This is a genomic window from Chryseobacterium gregarium DSM 19109 (genome assembly GCF_000430845.1).
GTDB classification, from domain to species: domain Bacteria; phylum Bacteroidota; class Bacteroidia; order Flavobacteriales; family Weeksellaceae; genus Chryseobacterium; species Chryseobacterium gregarium.
The window spans coordinates 137,884-155,728 of the sequence record NZ_AUMU01000011.1 but is presented as its reverse complement, the minus strand read 5'-3'; the positions used below and the strand labels follow the sequence as shown (position 1 = coordinate 155,728).

The window sequence follows — 17,845 nt, the reverse complement described above, 5'->3', positions numbered from 1 at the left end:
TCATGGTTTTCAGTGCATTATTAAAGGAAGATTATTCTATGTTTTTTACAAGGACCCATCCGGAATATTTTATCTGGGTCTGCGCTTTATTAGGTTCTGTCCAGGTAATTTCATACCAGTACGTAGCGGTCGGAATTTTCTTACCATACATGGTTCCGTCCCATTTATAGGCATTGAACTGATTGGCCTGGTGTATTTTATTTCCGTATCTGTCATAAATATTGAATATCAAATTTTTCTTATATGCCAATTCAGAATAATCGATATAATCATTTTTATTGTCTCCGTTCGGAGTAATGGCATTAATAAGATTCGGGACAGTCACCGTTACATCAATAGGCTCACAGTTGTAAAAATCTTTTACATAAATGCTGTTTTCACCTCTTGGAAGGTTATCAAAAAAGTTCGAATCCTGCCATTTTATGCCATCCAGTGAATATTGATAAGGAGGTGTTCCGCTGGTCACGGTTACGGTAATGGTATTGTTTTTAATCTCAAGATTTGAAATCACAGGCTGTACTGCAGGAATTACTTTTACATTCTGTGTAGTAAAGCATTCTCCGCTTTTAAGGCTTACCCAGTACACGCCGGTTCCTGCACTGATGGTCTGGGTGGTTTCACCGGTATTCCATTGATAGCCGTCAAACCCAGGCCCTGCATCTAAAGTCGCCTTATTCTCAATGCATATGATTTTATCTTTCAGTACAGTAGAGGATACCGGAGGGATGACGTTTAAAGTAATTTCTGCAATGCTGAAACACCCGTTTGAGTTGATAACTTTTACGTATACTTTTGTATTTGAAGAGATATAAGCGGTAGGGCTGATTTCATTGATCCCGCTGGAAAGATCTGCAAGGGTCGCATAATATTTTTTGATCAGCCCCATTTGTGTCGTAAACCCGGATGTTTCAAGATTGAATACCCCCATCGTAGGCTGTCCTTCAATATGACATGCTCTTATGGATACGTTTTTTACCGTAGGGTTGGGGTCCACGATCAATGTCATGGTTACCTGTTCGCAGCCTACCCCGGTGGCAGGATTGGCGCAGAAGTGATACACTATAAGGTCAGTGCCTGAAAATCCTGGGGTTGGAGTATAGGTAATGATTCCCGTTGCCGCATCAATTGTTACTGTTCCATGCGTGGGCGGCGTTTCGATCTGTTCTGTGCCTAAAATAACCGGAATATTATGATTGGTGAATTTAGGAATAATTGTTTTCTGAGGTTCGCAGATAATTAAGCTTTTCGTAACCTGTTCATAGCAGGATTCTACTATAAAGACGGGTGTTGTTGCAAAACATCCTCCCATTCCTACTTGTACGGTATAGTTTCCTGGCTGCATAGGTGTGTAGGTGTAAGTATTGGCTCCTGGAATAGGCGTTGTGCCTAAAAACCATTGGTAGGACTCAAAACTATCACCTGTTTCCAGTACAGATCCCGGAACACATTCTCCCGTTTTACTGATGGCCGGAACAGAAGAAAATCCGGCAAAATAGCCTCCGTATCCTACTACACCACTTCCTCCTGCAATTCCTGCAGTAACTGCTTTATTAGAAATAATAGTAACATTCCCGGTAACCCCGGTAAGGGAATAAGACTCCCAATCCAGTGTTCCCGTTACATTATAAGGTCCCTGTGCAGCTGTCGGAGTTATTGGTACTCCGCCATTAATGCTGTAAGTAACAGCAGCCCCTTTTTCCGTTAAAATATTGAGTTTAATATTATTGGCAGTCTGGGGGGGGAGCATTTCTATCATTCCGATCTCATCAATTTTTCTTGGTAATAAACAGTTCAACGGAGGTATGTAATTAAAACCAATTGTAGCACTGGTAGTGGCTGTACCTGCAAGCAGCTGATAGACATAGGCATTTTTCGACGTTCTCACATACATATTATAGTGACTGCTCCCCTGATCTATATAGTTGGTATTATTAGGTTCATTTACCCGGTAATGCTGTCCTTCGTTAATGGTAGCCACTTCGACAGGATTGTCATTTACAAAAATTTTAGTATTGTCTTCCGTTGCAACCACCAAAACATCTTCCGTTTTAGACGCGATATTACCGAATCCTTTTACAATAACAAATTCTTTTCCCAGCCTGTCTGTAGGGACAGATTGGTCCATTACAATATCTCCTCCGGTTAATGGAGTTCCGATGTTGTATTCACCCAGAAAATTCCCGTTGGTTATTGATACCGGTTTATCTGAGACTATTTTAGCACCGATAAAACCTGTCTGGTTTCCTGCCTGGTTTCCTTTTCCTTCAATAATATAAGATTTTCCTTTGTTGAGGGTAATCGTTAAAGTCGGAGAAGCTGCCCCGGTAACTCCGTTGGTAAATAAAACGGCAGGAGAGTATCCTGAAACCGTAACGGTTGTATTGTCTTCCGTCGCCAGAATTCCGGTTGTGAAGTTCATTCCCGAACTTGAGTTGGTAATAGGGGCAACAACGGCATAAAATTTATTTCCTATGCCGGCTTTCCCTTTGGATGTTAAAATTTCCCCATGAGCTGGAACTGTAAACCTGAATGTCGCAAAAAAAGGTTTGGTGCCTTTAAGATAAAGTCCCTTGCTGCCGACGGTAAAAAGGTCTGCGGCATTAGAGCCGATCATATCTGCAGCATTAATGTTATACATCTGCGGACTGCCTTTACTGATGGTTGATGTTCCGAGTACTACGCCATTATTATAAATGGTAACGGTAAAAGGAGTAACTGAATCTGTGGAAAGGTATACCGCCTGTTTTGCCGTAGAAGATAAGTTGGAAGCTGAAAAAGGAGCAAACCAATGTTCCGTATCTCTTTGGGCTGATAGATTAATAAACGTAAAAGTAAATAGAAGAATAAAGTAAAACTGTTTTTTCATGGTTATGCAGTTAGTATTAACAAAAGTAAAGTTTTATTTATTAAAAATTGTAAAAAGCATAAAAAAAATACAATTTTTGAGCTGTATTTCTAACAATTTATGATAAATATTGCTATCCTATATTTTTAATGTAGTCCGCTTGAAATATTATTTTCTTTAAATCAATGAAGTAGTTCCACCGAAAATCTCTGTTATAAATGAACCTTTAATGAAAAGCAGATAAGAAACTTAATTACAATAAGCCAGTACGGTTATTGTAAAATTGATTTATGGATGAAAATTAATATCAAGCCAATAAAAAACCCACGATTTGGAAAATCGTGGGTTTGAAGATATTTAAGAATTTTAATTTATGTTTTTAACTAAAATCCAACCGGTGTATTTTATTGGGGTTTTGTTTTTATTTGGCTCATTCCAGTTGATATGATACCAGTAGGTTCCGGTCACTAATTTCTTGTCATAGTGCTTACCGTCCCATTTATAGTTGTTGAATTTATCTCCTGTAAATATTTTATTTCCATATCGGTCATAGATCACAAATGTAAGGTTGTCTTTATAAGCCAGTTCACTGTAATCGATAAAATCATTTTTGTTATCACCGTTCGGCGTAATGGCATTGATCAGATTCGGGACGGTGACTTCCACAGAAACCGGTGTACAGTTATAAGAATCTTTTACATAGAAAGTATGCTGTCCTCTTGTAAGTCCGGTAAATACATTGGAATCCTGCCAGTTGGTCGGTGAGTCCACGGCATACTGATAAGGTGCTTTTCCTCCCGTTACATGAACGGTTACCGTATTGTTGGAAATTTCAATTTCTGTAATCACAGGATCCTGTGCTTTCTTGACACTTACAAACTGTTTGACAAAACACCCGTTATCTTCAAGGATTACCCAATACTCTCCAACGGTTGCTCCTTCCAGTATCTGGGTCGTAGCTCCTGTGTTCCATTCATAAGACTGGTATCCCGGCCCCGCATCAAGATTAGTTCTGCTGTCAATACAGATGGTTTTATCAGTCAGGACAGCAGACCGTTTTGGAGGGATTACCTTTAAGTTCAGTTTGGCTATGGCGTAACACTGATTGCTGTTGAATACCCTTACATAAACCGTTGTATTTCCTGAAATATAAGTATTAGCAATCAATATTTCATTGGTATTGTTGCTGGCATCGACGAATGTAGGATAATACCTTTTGGTGATGGGGCTTTCTGAAGAAACATCGGCAATGGTCAGGTCAAATTTAGCTTTGGTTTCATCAGTTTCAAGAAAGCATTCGCTCAGTGTCGCTTCATAGACTACTGGGGATGGCAGAAAAGCAAGGGTGATTTTCGCACTTCCCACACAACCTTCGCTGGTGGTTACCTTTACATATACAGATCCTTCTGAAGAAAGATAATTGGTAAAATTGGCGATCGGATTGGTAGATGCAATTAGATCTGCCAGAGTCGGGTAGAATATTTTCACTACCGGGTTATAGTCTGTTACATTGGCTGTGGTAAGGTCAAAGAATCCTTTTCCGTCATACTGACAGGCTTTGATCGTCCTGTCTGTTAAAACGAAAGGAACGACATTTAGATTTAAAGTGACATGTTCACAATCAATAAACTCAGTAGCATTTCCACAGAACTGATATACAATTGTGTCCGGGCCTAAATATCCTGTATTCGGGATGTAGGTAATCTGACCTGTTGAGGCATTCAGCGTAGCCGTTCCGTGGGTAGGGTAGGTAAGTATGGCTACTGTACCTGGTACCGGGGTCTGGGATGTTGTGAATGAGAATGCCGGTGAGATTACTTTGGTTGCACAGACATTTATTGCTGCTGTTGTATTCCTTGTACAAAAGAATACTTTATAAATCGGAGTCGTGATGGGAGGGCATGTTCCCATGGAAACCTTTACCGTATAATTTCCTGCCTGTGTAGGGGTGTACGTTGACTGTGTGGCTCCAGGAATAGCAACACCATTTAAAAACCATTGATACGCTTCGTAACTGTCATCCACTTCCAGTATGATGCCCGGTACACATTCTCCTGCTTTTTTTGAAATAACAGGTATCGAGGAGAATCCTGCAAAATAACCTCCGTACCCAACAGCCCCACTGCCTCCGGCAATACCTGCCGTTACAGCTTTAGTTGAATTTACGGTAACGTTTCCTGTTAATCCCGGGATTGAATAAGATACCCAGGCAGTTGTTCCGTTAACGGGATAAGGCCCTTGTGCGGCGGTGGGTGTTATTGGTGCTCCGCCATTAGCGTTGTAGGTAATGGTAGCACCTGCTTCTGTTAAAATATTTAATTTAATATCCGGACTTGTGCTGCCGTTAAGATCATTAATATATGCAATTTCATCAATTTTTCTCGGGAGGAAACAGTTCAACGGTGGAATATAGTTGTACCCCAATGTGGCAATACTTGTTGCAAGCCCTGCAAGAAGCTGATAGACATAGGCGTTTTTTGAAGTTTTAATGTACATGTTATAATGCCCGTTCCCCTGATCTATATAATTGACATTATTCGCAGGCGTTCCGTTATTAGGGCCATTCACTCTGTAAAACTGGCCTTCATTTAAAGTTGCCACCACAGGGCCGCCGTTAATCTGTACTTCTGTATTGTTTTCAGTGGCAATGATTAATGCATCTTCCATTTGGGCAGTGACATTGCCGTTTCCTTTGACTAAAACGAATTCATTTCCTAACCGGTCTGTAGGCACAGACTGATCCAGGATAATATCTGAACTTAGGCCTACCGGTCCCCAGGAAAACTGACCGTTAAAGTTACCATTCGTTACAGAAACTGGCTTGTCGGCTTCAATTTTGGCGCCGATAAAGCCGGTCTGGTTTCCAGCCTGCGTCCCTTGTCCTTCGATAATGTAAGATTGTCCTTTTTGTAAAGGAAAAGACATAGAAGTGGGAGATGTGCTTCCTGCGGGTACATTAGAAAACATCACGGTAGGAGCATATCCTGAAACGGTAACTATGGTATTGTTTTCGGTAGCTAAGATTCCTGTCGTAAAATTATAAAGGCTATTGCCCGCTTCAGTAATCGGGGCATAAGCAGCATAAAACTTTTTACCGATACCCGCTTTCCCTTTTGATACCAAAATCTCACCGTGGCTGGTAATGGAGAGCCTAAGATTGGCATAATAAGGTTTAGGGCCTTTAGTATAAATACCCTTTGTGATAGGGGTGAAAAGCTGGGACTGCGTCGTGGCAACAAGGTCGGCAGAAGCAGGTAAACCAGGTGCGGGAGTGGTCGCCAGTAAATTAAATATTTTAGGACTACCTTTTACAAGGTTTGTAACTGTGCCAATTACGACATTATTATTATAAATTTCAACATCAAACGGTGTGGTAGAATCTGTAGAAAAATATATCGCTTGAGCGTGTGAGGACATTCCTGCCCTTGACATCATGGGTGCAAACCAATGTTCAGTATCTCTCTGCGCAAAAAGAGTATTAATTGTAAAGAAAACTAATACTAAACTGAGTAGAAATCTTTTCATAGAGTAGAAATTATGATTTCTACAAAATTAACACAATATTTGATATATTGTTAATAAATTATAAATAAAGTTAAATTTTCATTCCTTATTCTTAATTATTATTCATCCTGAATACGAAACTGGTAATTTGGTGTATCCCTTGGCTTATCTTAATAATTACCAGATAAGTTCCTGCAGATTATGATTTCAAGTACAGAATCATTTAATTTTAGTCTTGAAACTTTATAAAAAATTTTTAAATCTTAATTTAAGTTTATTCTCGACGATTTAGATTTTGCAGATTTAAATGCACATGAAAACCTGATTGATTACGATTATCTGTAAGAATTACTTTGTAAAATAAATTGAAGCAGGCTTTATAATCAATAAAGAGATCGTATGTATTGGCTGTAATTATAGCCAATGATATTTTGATTTTATCCCTATTTATTATAGTATGGAATAATTACCGAGTGTAGAAATAAAAATCCCGGTGATTTTCACCGGGATTTTTATTTTAATCTGAAGAGATTATAAGCTTACTCTTACAAATCCTGTTACTTTAAGATCTCCGTTTACAGACTTAACATAGTCTGCTACTGACATACTTCCGTCTTTAATGAAAGACTGGTGTACCAAAGTATTGTCTTTGTAGAATCTCTGCATTTTACCTTTAAGGATATTGTCGATGATGTTTTCAGGCTTACCTTCTTTAGTCAGCAATTCTCTTTCGATCTCCAATTCTTTGTTGATTATTTCCTGGGAAACCATCGTTTCGTCAAGAGCGATCGGGTTCATGGCAGCAACCTGCATAGAAACAGCCTTGGCAGCTTCTGCAGCTCCTTCTACGTTAGCAGAAAGTGCAGTGATGGAAGCGATTTTGTTTCCGGCGTGGATGTATGCGCCAAGGAAAGGACCGTCAAGTCTTTCAAATGCTCCGATCTCGATTTTTTCACCGATAACCCCTGTCTGCTCCACTAATTTCTCAGCCACAGTGATCCCGTGGAAATCCGTAGCCAAAAGTTCTTCTTTGGTAGCAGCGGTAACCGCGATTTCAGCCAATTCGTAAGCCATTTCAATGAATGCTTCATTTTTAGCCACGAAATCAGTTTCGCAGTTTAAAGAAATTACAACACCTAAGGTATTGTCTTCATTTACTCTTGCAAGCACTACTCCTTCAGTAGTTTCTCTGTCCGCTCTGTTAGCAGCTACTTTCTGTCCTTTCTTTCTAAGGATATCTACAGCTTTTTCGAAATCTCCTTCGGCTTCAACTAAAGCTTTCTTGCAGTCCATCATACCTGCGCCCGTTTGGTTTCTCAATTTTGCTACGTCAGCAGCTACTGGTGTATAAGACATATCTATTATTTTTTATATTTAAGATTAGTATTAATTTTTAGCTTAATTTTAAAGCAGTGCAAAGATAATGATTTTAATGATAAACTAAAAAATGACTTTTTGCGTTATTTTATATATTTAATAAAATTTTAAACGTTCAGTTAATGAAAAAAATATTTCTTCTCCTGTTTTTATGCATATTTACCCTAAGCTTTTCGCAGAAAAAGAAAAAAGCGAAATCCAAAGCTATCGTAGAGAAGGAAACAGCGATTATTTATACGGAAAGCGATGCTGAAACCACTGTCGAGGCAAGAATTGTTGCAGGATTCCTGAAACAGAATCCCGGACATGCCAAGACAGACTATTTTAAAAGAAAGCTGATACAGATCATCATGGCCAGCAACTCTCCAGAAGCGAAACCTACAATAAAGCCTCTGAGTGAAGATAAAGTAAAGCAGATGATTCTGGAGAATAACAGCCTCAATAATTCCAAAACGCTGGCGTCCAATACAGGTTCAGCAGCTCCCGCAAGAACGGTAAACTACGCAGCAGTAACAGCAGGATCGGGTAAAAAAACAGCAGTTCCGAACGAACAGAATAAAAGAACAGCTGCCATGCTGACCCATCTTTTTAATAATGATCCGATGGATAAAGAGGCTTATATTAATATTAAGAACAGATCCAAATGCAACCTGATTGTAAAAATCAACGGAAAAAAATATTATAATCTTGATGTTCCGGCGAACGGACAAAACTTTCTGCTGGTAGAAAAAGGGGAGTATATTCTAACAACCATGGTGTGTGACGCCAAATATTCTTCTTTGAAGAAAATCAATAAGGATATTGAAATTGAGTTGAACCTGAGTGAAAATTAAATTCAAAAGATTACTAAAATAAAATAAACGGCTAAGAAATTTTTCTTAGCCGTTTATTTTTTATCCTTTGTATTGGCCCATGGCAATGAATTTGTCCTGCCTTTGAGTTTCCAGTTCCTTTCCTGTGAATTTTGAGAAGGCTTTGATATTCTGAATAATTGAACTTTTCAGATGTAAAAAAGCGGTCTGTGGGTCGTAGTGTGCGCCTCCCAGAGGTTCTTCTACAATTCCGTCAATGAATTTTTCTCTTAAAGCATCCTGGGGTGTAAGATTTAATGCATTCGCAGCATCTTCCTTATGGTCCCAGTTTCTCCAGAGAATTGATGAGCAACTTTCCGGTGCAATTACTGTATACCAGGTGTTTTCCAGCATATAAACTTTATTTCCTACACCGATTCCCAATGCTCCGCCGCTGGCCCCTTCACCGATGATGTAGGTGAAAATAGGCGTTTTCAGCATCGTCATTTCAAAAATGTTTCTGGCAATGGCTTCACCCTGTCCTCTTTCTTCAGCTTCCAGCCCTGGATAAGCTCCCGGTGTATCCACTAAAGTTACTACAGGAATTCTGAATTTTTCCGCAAGCTTCATCAGCCTCAAGGCTTTCCGGTACCCTTCAGGATTGGGCATTCCGAATCTTCTGTGCTGCCTTTCTTTGGTGGTTCTTCCTTTCTGGGTTCCTATGATCATCACCTTATGCCCATCCAGAGTAGCCAGGCCTCCAATCATGGCAGGATCATCAGCGAAATTCCGGTCTCCGTGCAGTTCCAAAAAGCTCCCTTTGTCTACCATTCCACTGATATAGTCTAATGTATAAGGACGATCCGGATGACGGGATAGTTGTACTCTCTGCCAAGGGGTAAGATTAGAATAGATTTCTTTTTTCTTTTCTATGATCTTGTCCTCAATCTGGCTGCATGCTAATTTTACATCAACACCACTTTCTTCCCCTACTAAAGAACAGGTCTGAAGTTGATCTACCAGTTCTTTGATAGGAAGCTCGAAACTTAAATATTCCATTTCTTGAAGTAAATTAAATCTTTCAAATGTATGAAAAATTATGAAATTCTATTTAAAATTATTGATTGCATTATGTATTCTGGAGATACTTTCCTCTTTACCAAGGATTTCGAGGATATCCGGAACGTCCGGGCCTTTCAGTTCTCCCACCAGCGCTAAACGCAAAGGCATCATCACTTTACCCATCCCCAGACCTTTGTTTTCTGCGAAATCTTGAACGGCTTTTTTTATATTCTCTGCATTAAATTCAGCTGCTTCCAGGTTTGAAGCCAGTTCACCTAAAACTGAAGAAGTTTCATCATTCCATGCTTTTTTTGAAGCTTTTTCGTCATAAGCTGTCGGTGCCTCGAAGAAAAACTTTCCGTTTTCATAAATATCGGTAGGGAAAGTGGCCCTTTCTTTCATCAGGTGAATAATTTTCAATAATTTTTCATCTTCAACCGTCAGGTTTACATCGGATTTTTTTAAAATCTGAAGCAGTTCTTCATCGGACTTTAGCTGAAGATACTGATGATTGAACCATTCTGATTTCTCTTTGCTGAATCTGGCTCCGGCTTTATGAACTTTATACAGGTCAAATTCTTTTGTCATTTCATCAATTGACATGATTTCCTTATCATCTGTGGGAGACCAGCCCAATAGGGCAACCATATTGATAAAAGCTTCCGGAAGGTAACCGCTTTCTCTGTAGCCTTTGGAAATGTTCCCTGTTGCAGGATCGCTAAAATTTAAAGGAAACACAGGGAACCCGAACTTATCACCATCCCTTTTGCTCAGTTTTCCTTTGCCTTCAGGCTTCAGGATTAATGAAAGATGGGCAAACTGAGGCGCTTCCCAGCCCATGGCTTCATACAATAAAGTATGCAGGCCTAAAGACGGCAGCCATTCTTCCCCACGGATGACATGGGAAATTTCCATTTCGTGGTCATCAATAATGTTGGCAAAATGGTAAGTCGGCATTCCGTCGTTTTTTACCAAAACCTTATCATCCAATATATTGGTATTTACGGAAGAATTCCCGCGGATGATATCTACAAGATTTAAAGTTCTGTCAACAGGCATTTTAAATCTTACCACGTACGGTATATTTTCATCAAGCAGTTTCTGAACTTCCTCTTCTGAAAGGGTAATGCTGTTTTTTAGACGGTTTCTTGTTTTGTTGTCATAAGAAAACACTTCTCCTCTGGTTTCGTATTCTGCACGGATGGTATCCAGTTCTTCAGCAGTATCAAAAGCGATATAAGCATATTCTGTTTTCAGAATCTGCGCTGTATACCGGTCGTAAATATCTCTTCTTTCGGATTGTCTGTATGGGGCGAATTTTCCTCCCTTTTTAGGGCTTTCATCTGCAATGATCCCGCACCACTCAAGGGCCTCTTCAATATACTCTTCTGCGCCTTCCACATATCTTGCGGTGTCCGTATCTTCTATTCTCAATACAAACTCTCCGCCCTGGTTTTTAGCAAAAAGATAATCATATAATGCAGTTCTTACGCCTCCCAAATGTAAAGGTCCGGTAGGACTTGGAGCAAAACGTACTCTTACTTTCCCCATATCAATTAAAATTTTGGTGCAAATTTACTCAAAATTATGCGTTTTAAGGAGGTTTAATGTTTTGGTTATTGGGTTTTTTGATTTGAATATTTACATTTGTATAAATTAATGAAAAACAACTATGTTAGAAATCGGAGAAAGACCCTGGGGTAGATATTTTGTGCTGGCAGATGAGCCGAATTATAAACTGAAACGGATTGAGGTAAATCCGGGACACAAGCTGTCATATCAATACCACCATAAAAGGCAGGAACAATGGACGATCATTGAGGGGGACGCGACTGTTGTTCTGGATGATAAAGAAATTAAACTGGCCTACGGAGAAAGTATTTTTATTCCGTTAGGGGCAAAACACCGCATGATGAACCTTTCTGAAAAACCTGTTGTCTTCATTGAAGTTCAGACGGGAACTTATTTCGGGGAAGATGATATTGTGAGGATTGAGGACGAATATAACAGGACGATATAAATGACTCAGGATATATCTTTCTTAATCGGTCTGAAGAATAATCTGGAATACACTAAGATTTTTTACGAAAATGTAAGAAAGTTATATCCGGGTGTTGAAATTGTATTTGTGAGTTTTGGAAGTACAGACGGCACACACCGGTGGATGGACAGTTTAAATGATCCGTTTTTAAAATATTATTATTCCGAGGAAAGTAAAACATTATCCGATACCTATAATAAGGCGACAGAGATTTCTACAAAGAAGTTTGTGTGTTTTTTACATAACGACATGGTTCTGGGAAAGCATTTTCTAAAGAATTTATCAGAAGATCTGTCAGAAGATCATGTTAATTTTTATAAAGTTACGGAACCCCCTGTCTTCACCGGAGATTTCCGGGATTGGAAACTGACCCGGGATTTTGGCGATGATATTCATTTATTTGATTTTGAAAAATTTTTCGATTTTGAAAATGAATATATTTCAAATGTTAAGAATTCTACTGCTCCCACATCACATTCATCATTTTTCTTATGTGTAAAAAGGGATAATTTGATTGAGATCGGAGGGCTGGACAATCTTTTCAATCCGATGTTCTGCGAAGATGACGATCTTATTATCCGTTTAAAATTCCTAGGTTTGGAAACTGTTCAGCTGAACAGAGCTCTGGTGTATCATTTCGTTAGCAAAACTTCAAGGTTTTCCAAGGAATATGAAAATAAAACAAAAGCTATAGAAGAGAAATCCCAACGAAATTATATTAGAAAGTGGGGGTCTAAAAGCGGATCAATACCTTTAACGTATGATGTTGGAATAATATTAAATAATGGAAACGTTGCAAAACTTTCTGAACTGGAACCTTTTGCAAAAGTTATCTATACCGATTTTCCTTTTGAAGATTATATAAATGAAGAGCAGGCTCATACCAAATATGATCTAAGAGAAAAGATAAGGCCGATCTCAGAACTTAAAAAACATGACGTAATGGTGCATGTGAATGGAAAAGCTCTGAATGCTAAAACATTAAATTCGATTTCAAATATATCGGCGATTATTACGGAAAATAAAAAAGATTACCTTAACCCGAATCTTTTTCATAAATTTTATTTAAAAATTATAAAGCCATACCGGCCTTTAATTTTCTTTAATCAACCGGAAAGAATTGAAAAATCATTCATCCATAAAGAATTAGAAATTTAATGAAACTGTTAAGAAAGATATTGCCCTTACCTGAAATTTCCTATGGAATTACGGTAAATAATGAAGTTGAAGAAATTACCCAGCTTTTAAATACTTTACTTCCTTTAATTGATAAAGATGATGAGGTGATTGTTCTGCAGGATGTTACCAACAAGAACCGGCAGGTTGCCGATGTTTTAGATAAGTATGGCGATACGATTGTCAGATTGGAAGCCCGTCTTGATGGTGATTTTGCGACCTTTAAAAATAACCTGATAAAAGCTGCGAAAAAGAAATATCTGTTTCAAATAGATGCAGACGAAATTCCGAAAGCATCTCTCCTGAAAGAAATAAAATTTCACCTGTTTAAAAACAGGAAGAAAGATGTTTTTATGGTGCCGAGGGTGAATATTGTGGAAGGAATCACAGACAGCCATATAAAACAGTGGAACTGGCAGGTGAACGAAGAAGGATATATTAATTTCCCGGATTACCAGCACCGGATTTTCCGTCTGAATAAAGGGATTAAATGGGAAAATAAGGTACACGAAAAGCTCTGTAATTACAAAATAATAGCAGGATTGCCATCATCCGATTATTCAATGTGTCTCCTGCACATTAAAGAAATAAAAAGACAGGAACAACAAAATTCTTTTTACGACACGATTGTATAACTGTTTTATGAGTATAAAAGTAATTTTAGATGCCGACGTAATTGCGGATTTCTACAAAGATAACCGGACCGGAATTTTCCGGGTTACCTTTGAATTTTTTAAGGAATTAAGCAATAACAGGGTTGTTGATACATCGTATGCTCATTTAAGTTTATTTAATAATGAGACCACCACAAAAGAACTGGATGATTTTTTTGTGGATAATTCCATAAAAATAAAAGGAGCCAATAAAAGGACTAAAAGAAAATTTCTGCCCTTAAGAAAAGAGAAGATGTTCAGGTATTTCTATAAAAAAATGGGTGTTTTTAATTACAAAAACGACCATTTTGAAAATGTTTTCGAGGAAGCCAATATTTTTCATTCTTTTTATTTTCCTGTTAATGATGAAATCAGAAAATATCCGAATTTAAAAAGGGTTGTGACGGTTCATGATTTAATCCCGATTTTATTTCCCGATCTGCATTTCACGTCAGATCTTATAAAAAAGATTATTGCAAGTATCGGAAAGGATGGATATGCAGTTTGTGTGTCCGAAAATACAAAGAGGGATTTACTCAAGTATGCTCCTCAGCTTAATCCTGATCATGTTTTTGTTAATTTACTGGCAGCTTCAAAATCACTTTTTTATGTTTGTAAAAACGAAGAGAAATTTAATCTGATTAAAATGAAGTATATCCTTCCGGATAAATATTTTCTGAGTGTGGGTACTTTGGAACCGCGTAAAAATGTAGATTTTGTAATTCGGACTTTTTTAAAACTGATCAAAGAAAACGGAATTGATGATTTAGGGCTGGTTCTGGTAGGCGCAAAAGGTTGGGATTACGATAAAATTTTTGACGAATATAATAATGCACAGGAGTTAAAAGATAAAATTATAATTACAGGAAGAGTGCCGGATGAAGATCTTGCAAGTTTGTACAGTCATGCCCACTCTTTTTATTATATGTCGCTTTACGAAGGTTTTGGACTGCCACCTTTAGAAGCCATGCAATGCGGCGTTGCAACTGTTACTTCCAACACATCATCGTTGCCGGAAGTTGTAGGAGATGCCGGCATTCTACTGGATCCCAATGATGAAACAGCATTGTCTCAAACCATGCTGAACCTGTATCTGAATGAATCTTTAAGAGAAGAGTATGCCCGAAAAGGATTAGAGCGCTCAAAGCAATTTTCCTGGGAAAAAAGCGCCAATCAACTCGTTACGATTTATGAAAAAATCAATAATTCATAAATAAGCTTCCCCAATTACTTCAACATTTCAAAAATTTCTTCTTTCTGAGCTTCGATTGAAAACGGATAAATTGCTTTTTCCGAATTGTTGTGAAGGGTATTCCACGTCGATTCGTTGGTAAAGATTTCAATAATGTTGTCTGCAAATTTTTGATAATCTTCGTTGCCTGAGATCAATGCTGTAACTCCGTTTTCCAGAAACATCCCTTCTGCGCCGATCTCAGTGGTTAATACGGGAAGGGTGTATTCCAAAGCCTGCCCGATCTTACCTTTCACCCCTGCACCGAAACGTAAAGGCGAAACCGAAGCAAAACATTTTTCGTAATACGGAATAATATTCTCAACAAAACCTGCGATTTCAAACTTTTCAGAATTCATTTTCTTGATATGTTCGGGAGCTTCTGACCCGATAATTGTAATTTTTAAATCAGGCAGAACTTTCCAAACCAGAGGCATGATGTTATTGTATAAAATTTCAACGGCATCTACATTAGGGTCATGTAAAAAAGTACCGATAAAGAAAATTCCGTCACGCTTTACAAAAGGCGGCATCTCTTCCGGTTTTACTTTTAAATTATGAACATTGCTTACGGTAAACAGTTTGGATTGATCCACAAAAGCCTTCATAAACTCTTTTTCTTTGTCACTGATTACGGCAATTTTATCGGCTTGTTTACAAAGTTCGGTTTCAATGTATTTATAATGAACAAGTTCCTTGGCTCTGGCTTCATCATATTTAATTTCAAGACCTCTTTCCATTCGCAGATAATGAATATCAACCATATCATAAATGATTTTCGCTTTTGGAGCTTTTTCTCTGAAAAATTCTAAATAATGCTCAAAAAGCTCAGGTCTGTGACACCATACAAAATCAAGTTTTGGGATAAGCGCATTGATGAAATGCTTTTTACCTTTCATGATGCCATACTTGCCTATGAATGGAGTATAGACCATGACATTATGTTCATTTAGGTTTTTAATATATTTTTTTGATTCTACTTTTGGAATTGCTTTTCGCCAATCCATTAAGTAGACGTTATAGTGTTTCGCCAGGAATTTTGCAATTTCCGTAATTCTGTTTGATGCAGAATCTTTATCAAATGTCGGAATCTGGCTGTCTACAATCAGTATGTTTTTTTTATTTTCATCAGGAATAATGGTCTTCTCTGATAAAGGATAATGATTTTTTAAATAGATGTAATTTTTTATTTTTCTCTTGATCCCCATACTGTTATAATTTGAATATTTTCTTTGTAAAGCTCCCGACAGTATATTTGTTAATAATGTCCTGAGCAATTTCTACATAATCTGATTCCAGAAATTTTTTAATTTCATCAGGATTTAGATTATTGCTATCTATGACCAAAATATTATCAGGATGATAAAAATCGTAATTTTTCACGGCAATATTGGTCGTTATTAATTTTTTTCGATATCCTAGACTTTCAAAAGTCCTGAAAGAAAGTCCTTTCTGATCCTGTCTTTGAATATCAATCATGGCTTTTGACTGAGAAATAAGTTTCTTGGTTTCCTTGAGAGAAAGATATTCTGTAGTGGAAATCAAATGCGGATACATCAATTTTTCAAACCAAAATAAGACAAAATAAATTTTGAAACCTGCATCAAACAATTCTGTTGAAACTCTGTCAATTTCATCAATTCTAGAATCATAAGATGAAACGTTGAAAATATCATATTTCAGTTCTGCAGGTTCTAATTTTTCATCATAAATAAAATTAGATGTTTCAATAAAATGGTACTTTTCTATATCTTCTTTTTCGTAGGAATAGATTTCATCAAAAAAATGGACTATTTCAAGCTGTTTAGGATATTTTTTACAGCTGTCATAAAAATAAGCAATAAAAGTTTTTGTGTTCTGCTTTAATTCCTTTAATAAAGAAACCTCCAACATATCAGGTCTGATCACAAAAATAATATCTTGTTTGTCCGTAATCTGCTCTAAAATTCGGTTACTGAAATATTTTTTTTTGATGTTGCTTCCGAATAATTTAGTAATCCCGTTCCATATTTTCACAAAAATATTTGGGTAAGTATATTTTATGGTATCGGTTTTAATATCCGTTACCTGAATATTTTTATGGGATTGAAGTTCCTGAACGACAAAATCAATATAACCGTACGCAAAAGGATAAATTAATGTAATTTTCTTTGACGTCATTTCTTAAATATTTCTTTCAGTTTTTCTTCAAATGCAATTTCCTCGTTTAAAACCATTTTTTTGTAAGTTACAAACTGAGAAATATGGATAGGGTAATTTTCTAGAACGTCCTTGATTATTGCAATAATTTCGGGAATTTTATCTTCACTGAAACTGAATTTATAAGTTTCGGGAATCATTAAATCTTCATAAAAAGCAGAAGATCCGTTTTTCCCGGAAATGATACAGCAATCCTGAGATACAGATTCACGCAGCATTTTGTCTCTTCCCGGGTTTTCTCCGAAATCAACATACAGTAAAGATTTTGCCATTAAATCCTGTATCTGACCGGCATTCATATTTTGAATAGCAACCCAATTAAGTTCCGGCGAAGCCTTTATTAACTGAGAAATTTCCTTTTTCCCTTTTCTAGGGTTATATAATATTATTTTATTGGTAAGATCTTTTTGTATGGCTTCTTTATTGGCTAAAAAGCTCGGATTAATATAATCACACACAAAATCTATCTGGTTTTCGGGAATGCCATGATTTTTAATATATATCGAAGAACGATAAGATTGTGCCCATTGGAAAACATTCGGCAAATGCTCAAAATAGTATTCTTTGTCTTTTTGCGGATAGAATAGTTTTGTAAAAAAGCTCTGCCTTTTTATTCTGTGATCCATTAAAATTTTATAAAAATCCACGCTCAGCCACCAAATTACTTTTTGGCTTTTGGGATATTTTTTCACCAAAAAAGTCATGGATTCCGGAATAATCAAAATGTTTTGCGATTTGTCTTCAACATCGGCTATTTCAGTCGTTTGATAAACATTATAATTTTCGGGCTTTGCATTTTTTTTTTCAGGAATGTAATGCATGAATACGTTTTTAACCTCAAGACGATATAATTTATCAGCCAATTGATGTAAGGCTTCCGGGCCTCCGGTTACGCTGTTTGGAGGACAAAATATGATGATTTTAGATTGATTGGTATAGGTAATCATGAGGTTAATAGTTCTAAAT

13 protein-coding genes are annotated in these 17,845 nt (G+C 37.2%); 5 read left to right on the top strand and 8 right to left on the bottom strand.

Annotated elements, in window-relative coordinates; genetic code table 11:
• Nucleotides 1–31: 31 nt before the first annotated feature.
• The 3 genes from H561_RS0113775 to tsf form a co-directional block, all read right to left on the bottom strand.
• Nucleotides 32–2,866: a T9SS type B sorting domain-containing protein gene (locus H561_RS0113775; protein ID WP_027387541.1), complete on the bottom strand. Its 2,835-nt coding sequence runs from the start codon at nucleotides 2,864–2,866 to the stop codon at nucleotides 32–34.
• Between the two features lie 345 nt (nucleotides 2,867–3,211).
• A complete protein-coding gene (locus H561_RS0113770; RefSeq protein WP_027387540.1) occupies nucleotides 3,212–6,370 on the bottom strand; it encodes a T9SS C-terminal target domain-containing protein in 3,159 nt (1,052 codons plus the stop codon).
• A 510-nt stretch (nucleotides 6,371–6,880) separates the two neighbouring features.
• Nucleotides 6,881–7,705, bottom strand: coding sequence for a translation elongation factor Ts (gene tsf, locus H561_RS0113765; RefSeq protein WP_027387539.1), 825 nt, complete (start codon nucleotides 7,703–7,705; stop codon nucleotides 6,881–6,883).
• A 143-nt stretch (nucleotides 7,706–7,848) separates the two neighbouring features.
• Here tsf and H561_RS0113760 point away from each other — a divergent pair, with 143 nt between their 5' ends.
• Nucleotides 7,849–8,559: a DUF6759 domain-containing protein gene (locus H561_RS0113760; RefSeq protein WP_027387538.1), complete on the top strand. Its 711-nt coding sequence runs from the start codon at nucleotides 7,849–7,851 to the stop codon at nucleotides 8,557–8,559.
• 60 nt (nucleotides 8,560–8,619) lie between these two features.
• Here the strand turns inward: H561_RS0113760 and H561_RS0113755 are convergent, their stop codons facing one another.
• The gene (locus H561_RS0113755) at nucleotides 8,620–9,576 is read right to left on the bottom strand and encodes an acetyl-CoA carboxylase carboxyltransferase subunit alpha (RefSeq protein WP_027387537.1); all 957 of its coding nucleotides are present in this window, start codon (nucleotides 9,574–9,576) and stop codon (nucleotides 8,620–8,622) included.
• Nucleotides 9,577–9,624: 48 nt separating this feature from the next.
• The gene (gene gltX, locus H561_RS0113750) at nucleotides 9,625–11,130 is read right to left on the bottom strand and encodes a glutamate--tRNA ligase (RefSeq protein WP_027387536.1); all 1,506 of its coding nucleotides are present in this window, start codon (nucleotides 11,128–11,130) and stop codon (nucleotides 9,625–9,627) included.
• A gap of 121 nt (nucleotides 11,131–11,251) precedes the next feature.
• On the opposite strand from gltX, the gene H561_RS0113745 reads away from it, so the two are divergent.
• The 4 genes from H561_RS0113745 to H561_RS22510 are packed head-to-tail and all read left to right on the top strand — an operon-like array spanning nucleotide 11,252 to nucleotide 14,662.
• Nucleotides 11,252–11,599 (top strand): phosphomannose isomerase type II C-terminal cupin domain, encoded by a 348-nt coding sequence (locus H561_RS0113745; RefSeq protein WP_027387535.1) that lies wholly within the window; start codon nucleotides 11,252–11,254, stop codon nucleotides 11,597–11,599.
• Nucleotides 11,600–12,778 (top strand): glycosyltransferase family 2 protein, encoded by a 1,179-nt coding sequence (locus H561_RS0113740; RefSeq protein ID WP_027387534.1) that lies wholly within the window; start codon nucleotides 11,600–11,602, stop codon nucleotides 12,776–12,778.
• Nucleotides 12,778–13,431 (top strand): glycosyltransferase, encoded by a 654-nt coding sequence (locus H561_RS0113735; RefSeq protein WP_027387533.1) that lies wholly within the window; start codon nucleotides 12,778–12,780, stop codon nucleotides 13,429–13,431. The genes H561_RS0113740 and H561_RS0113735 overlap by 1 nt, the downstream gene beginning before the upstream one ends.
• A gap of 7 nt (nucleotides 13,432–13,438) precedes the next feature.
• Nucleotides 13,439–14,662 carry a glycosyltransferase family 4 protein gene (locus tag H561_RS22510; protein WP_051349385.1) on the top strand — a complete coding sequence of 408 codons (1,224 nt, stop codon included), beginning with the start codon at nucleotides 13,439–13,441 and terminating at the stop codon, nucleotides 14,660–14,662.
• Nucleotides 14,663–14,676: 14 nt separating this feature from the next.
• Here the strand turns inward: H561_RS22510 and H561_RS0113725 are convergent, their stop codons facing one another.
• From H561_RS0113725 to H561_RS0113715, 3 genes are read right to left on the bottom strand one after another with little or no spacing between them, the layout of a single operon-like run.
• Complete coding sequence (locus H561_RS0113725) at nucleotides 14,677–15,888, bottom strand: glycosyltransferase (RefSeq protein WP_027387531.1); 1,212 nt, start codon at nucleotides 15,886–15,888, stop codon at nucleotides 14,677–14,679.
• 4 nt (nucleotides 15,889–15,892) lie between these two features.
• Complete coding sequence (locus H561_RS0113720; RefSeq protein ID WP_027387530.1) at nucleotides 15,893–16,840, bottom strand: hypothetical protein; 948 nt, start codon at nucleotides 16,838–16,840, stop codon at nucleotides 15,893–15,895.
• Nucleotides 16,837–17,826 carry a hypothetical protein gene (locus H561_RS0113715; RefSeq protein WP_027387529.1) on the bottom strand — a complete coding sequence of 330 codons (990 nt, stop codon included), beginning with the start codon at nucleotides 17,824–17,826 and terminating at the stop codon, nucleotides 16,837–16,839. Before H561_RS0113715 ends, H561_RS0113720 begins: the two co-directional genes overlap by 4 nt.
• Nucleotides 17,827–17,845 lie beyond the last annotated feature (19 nt).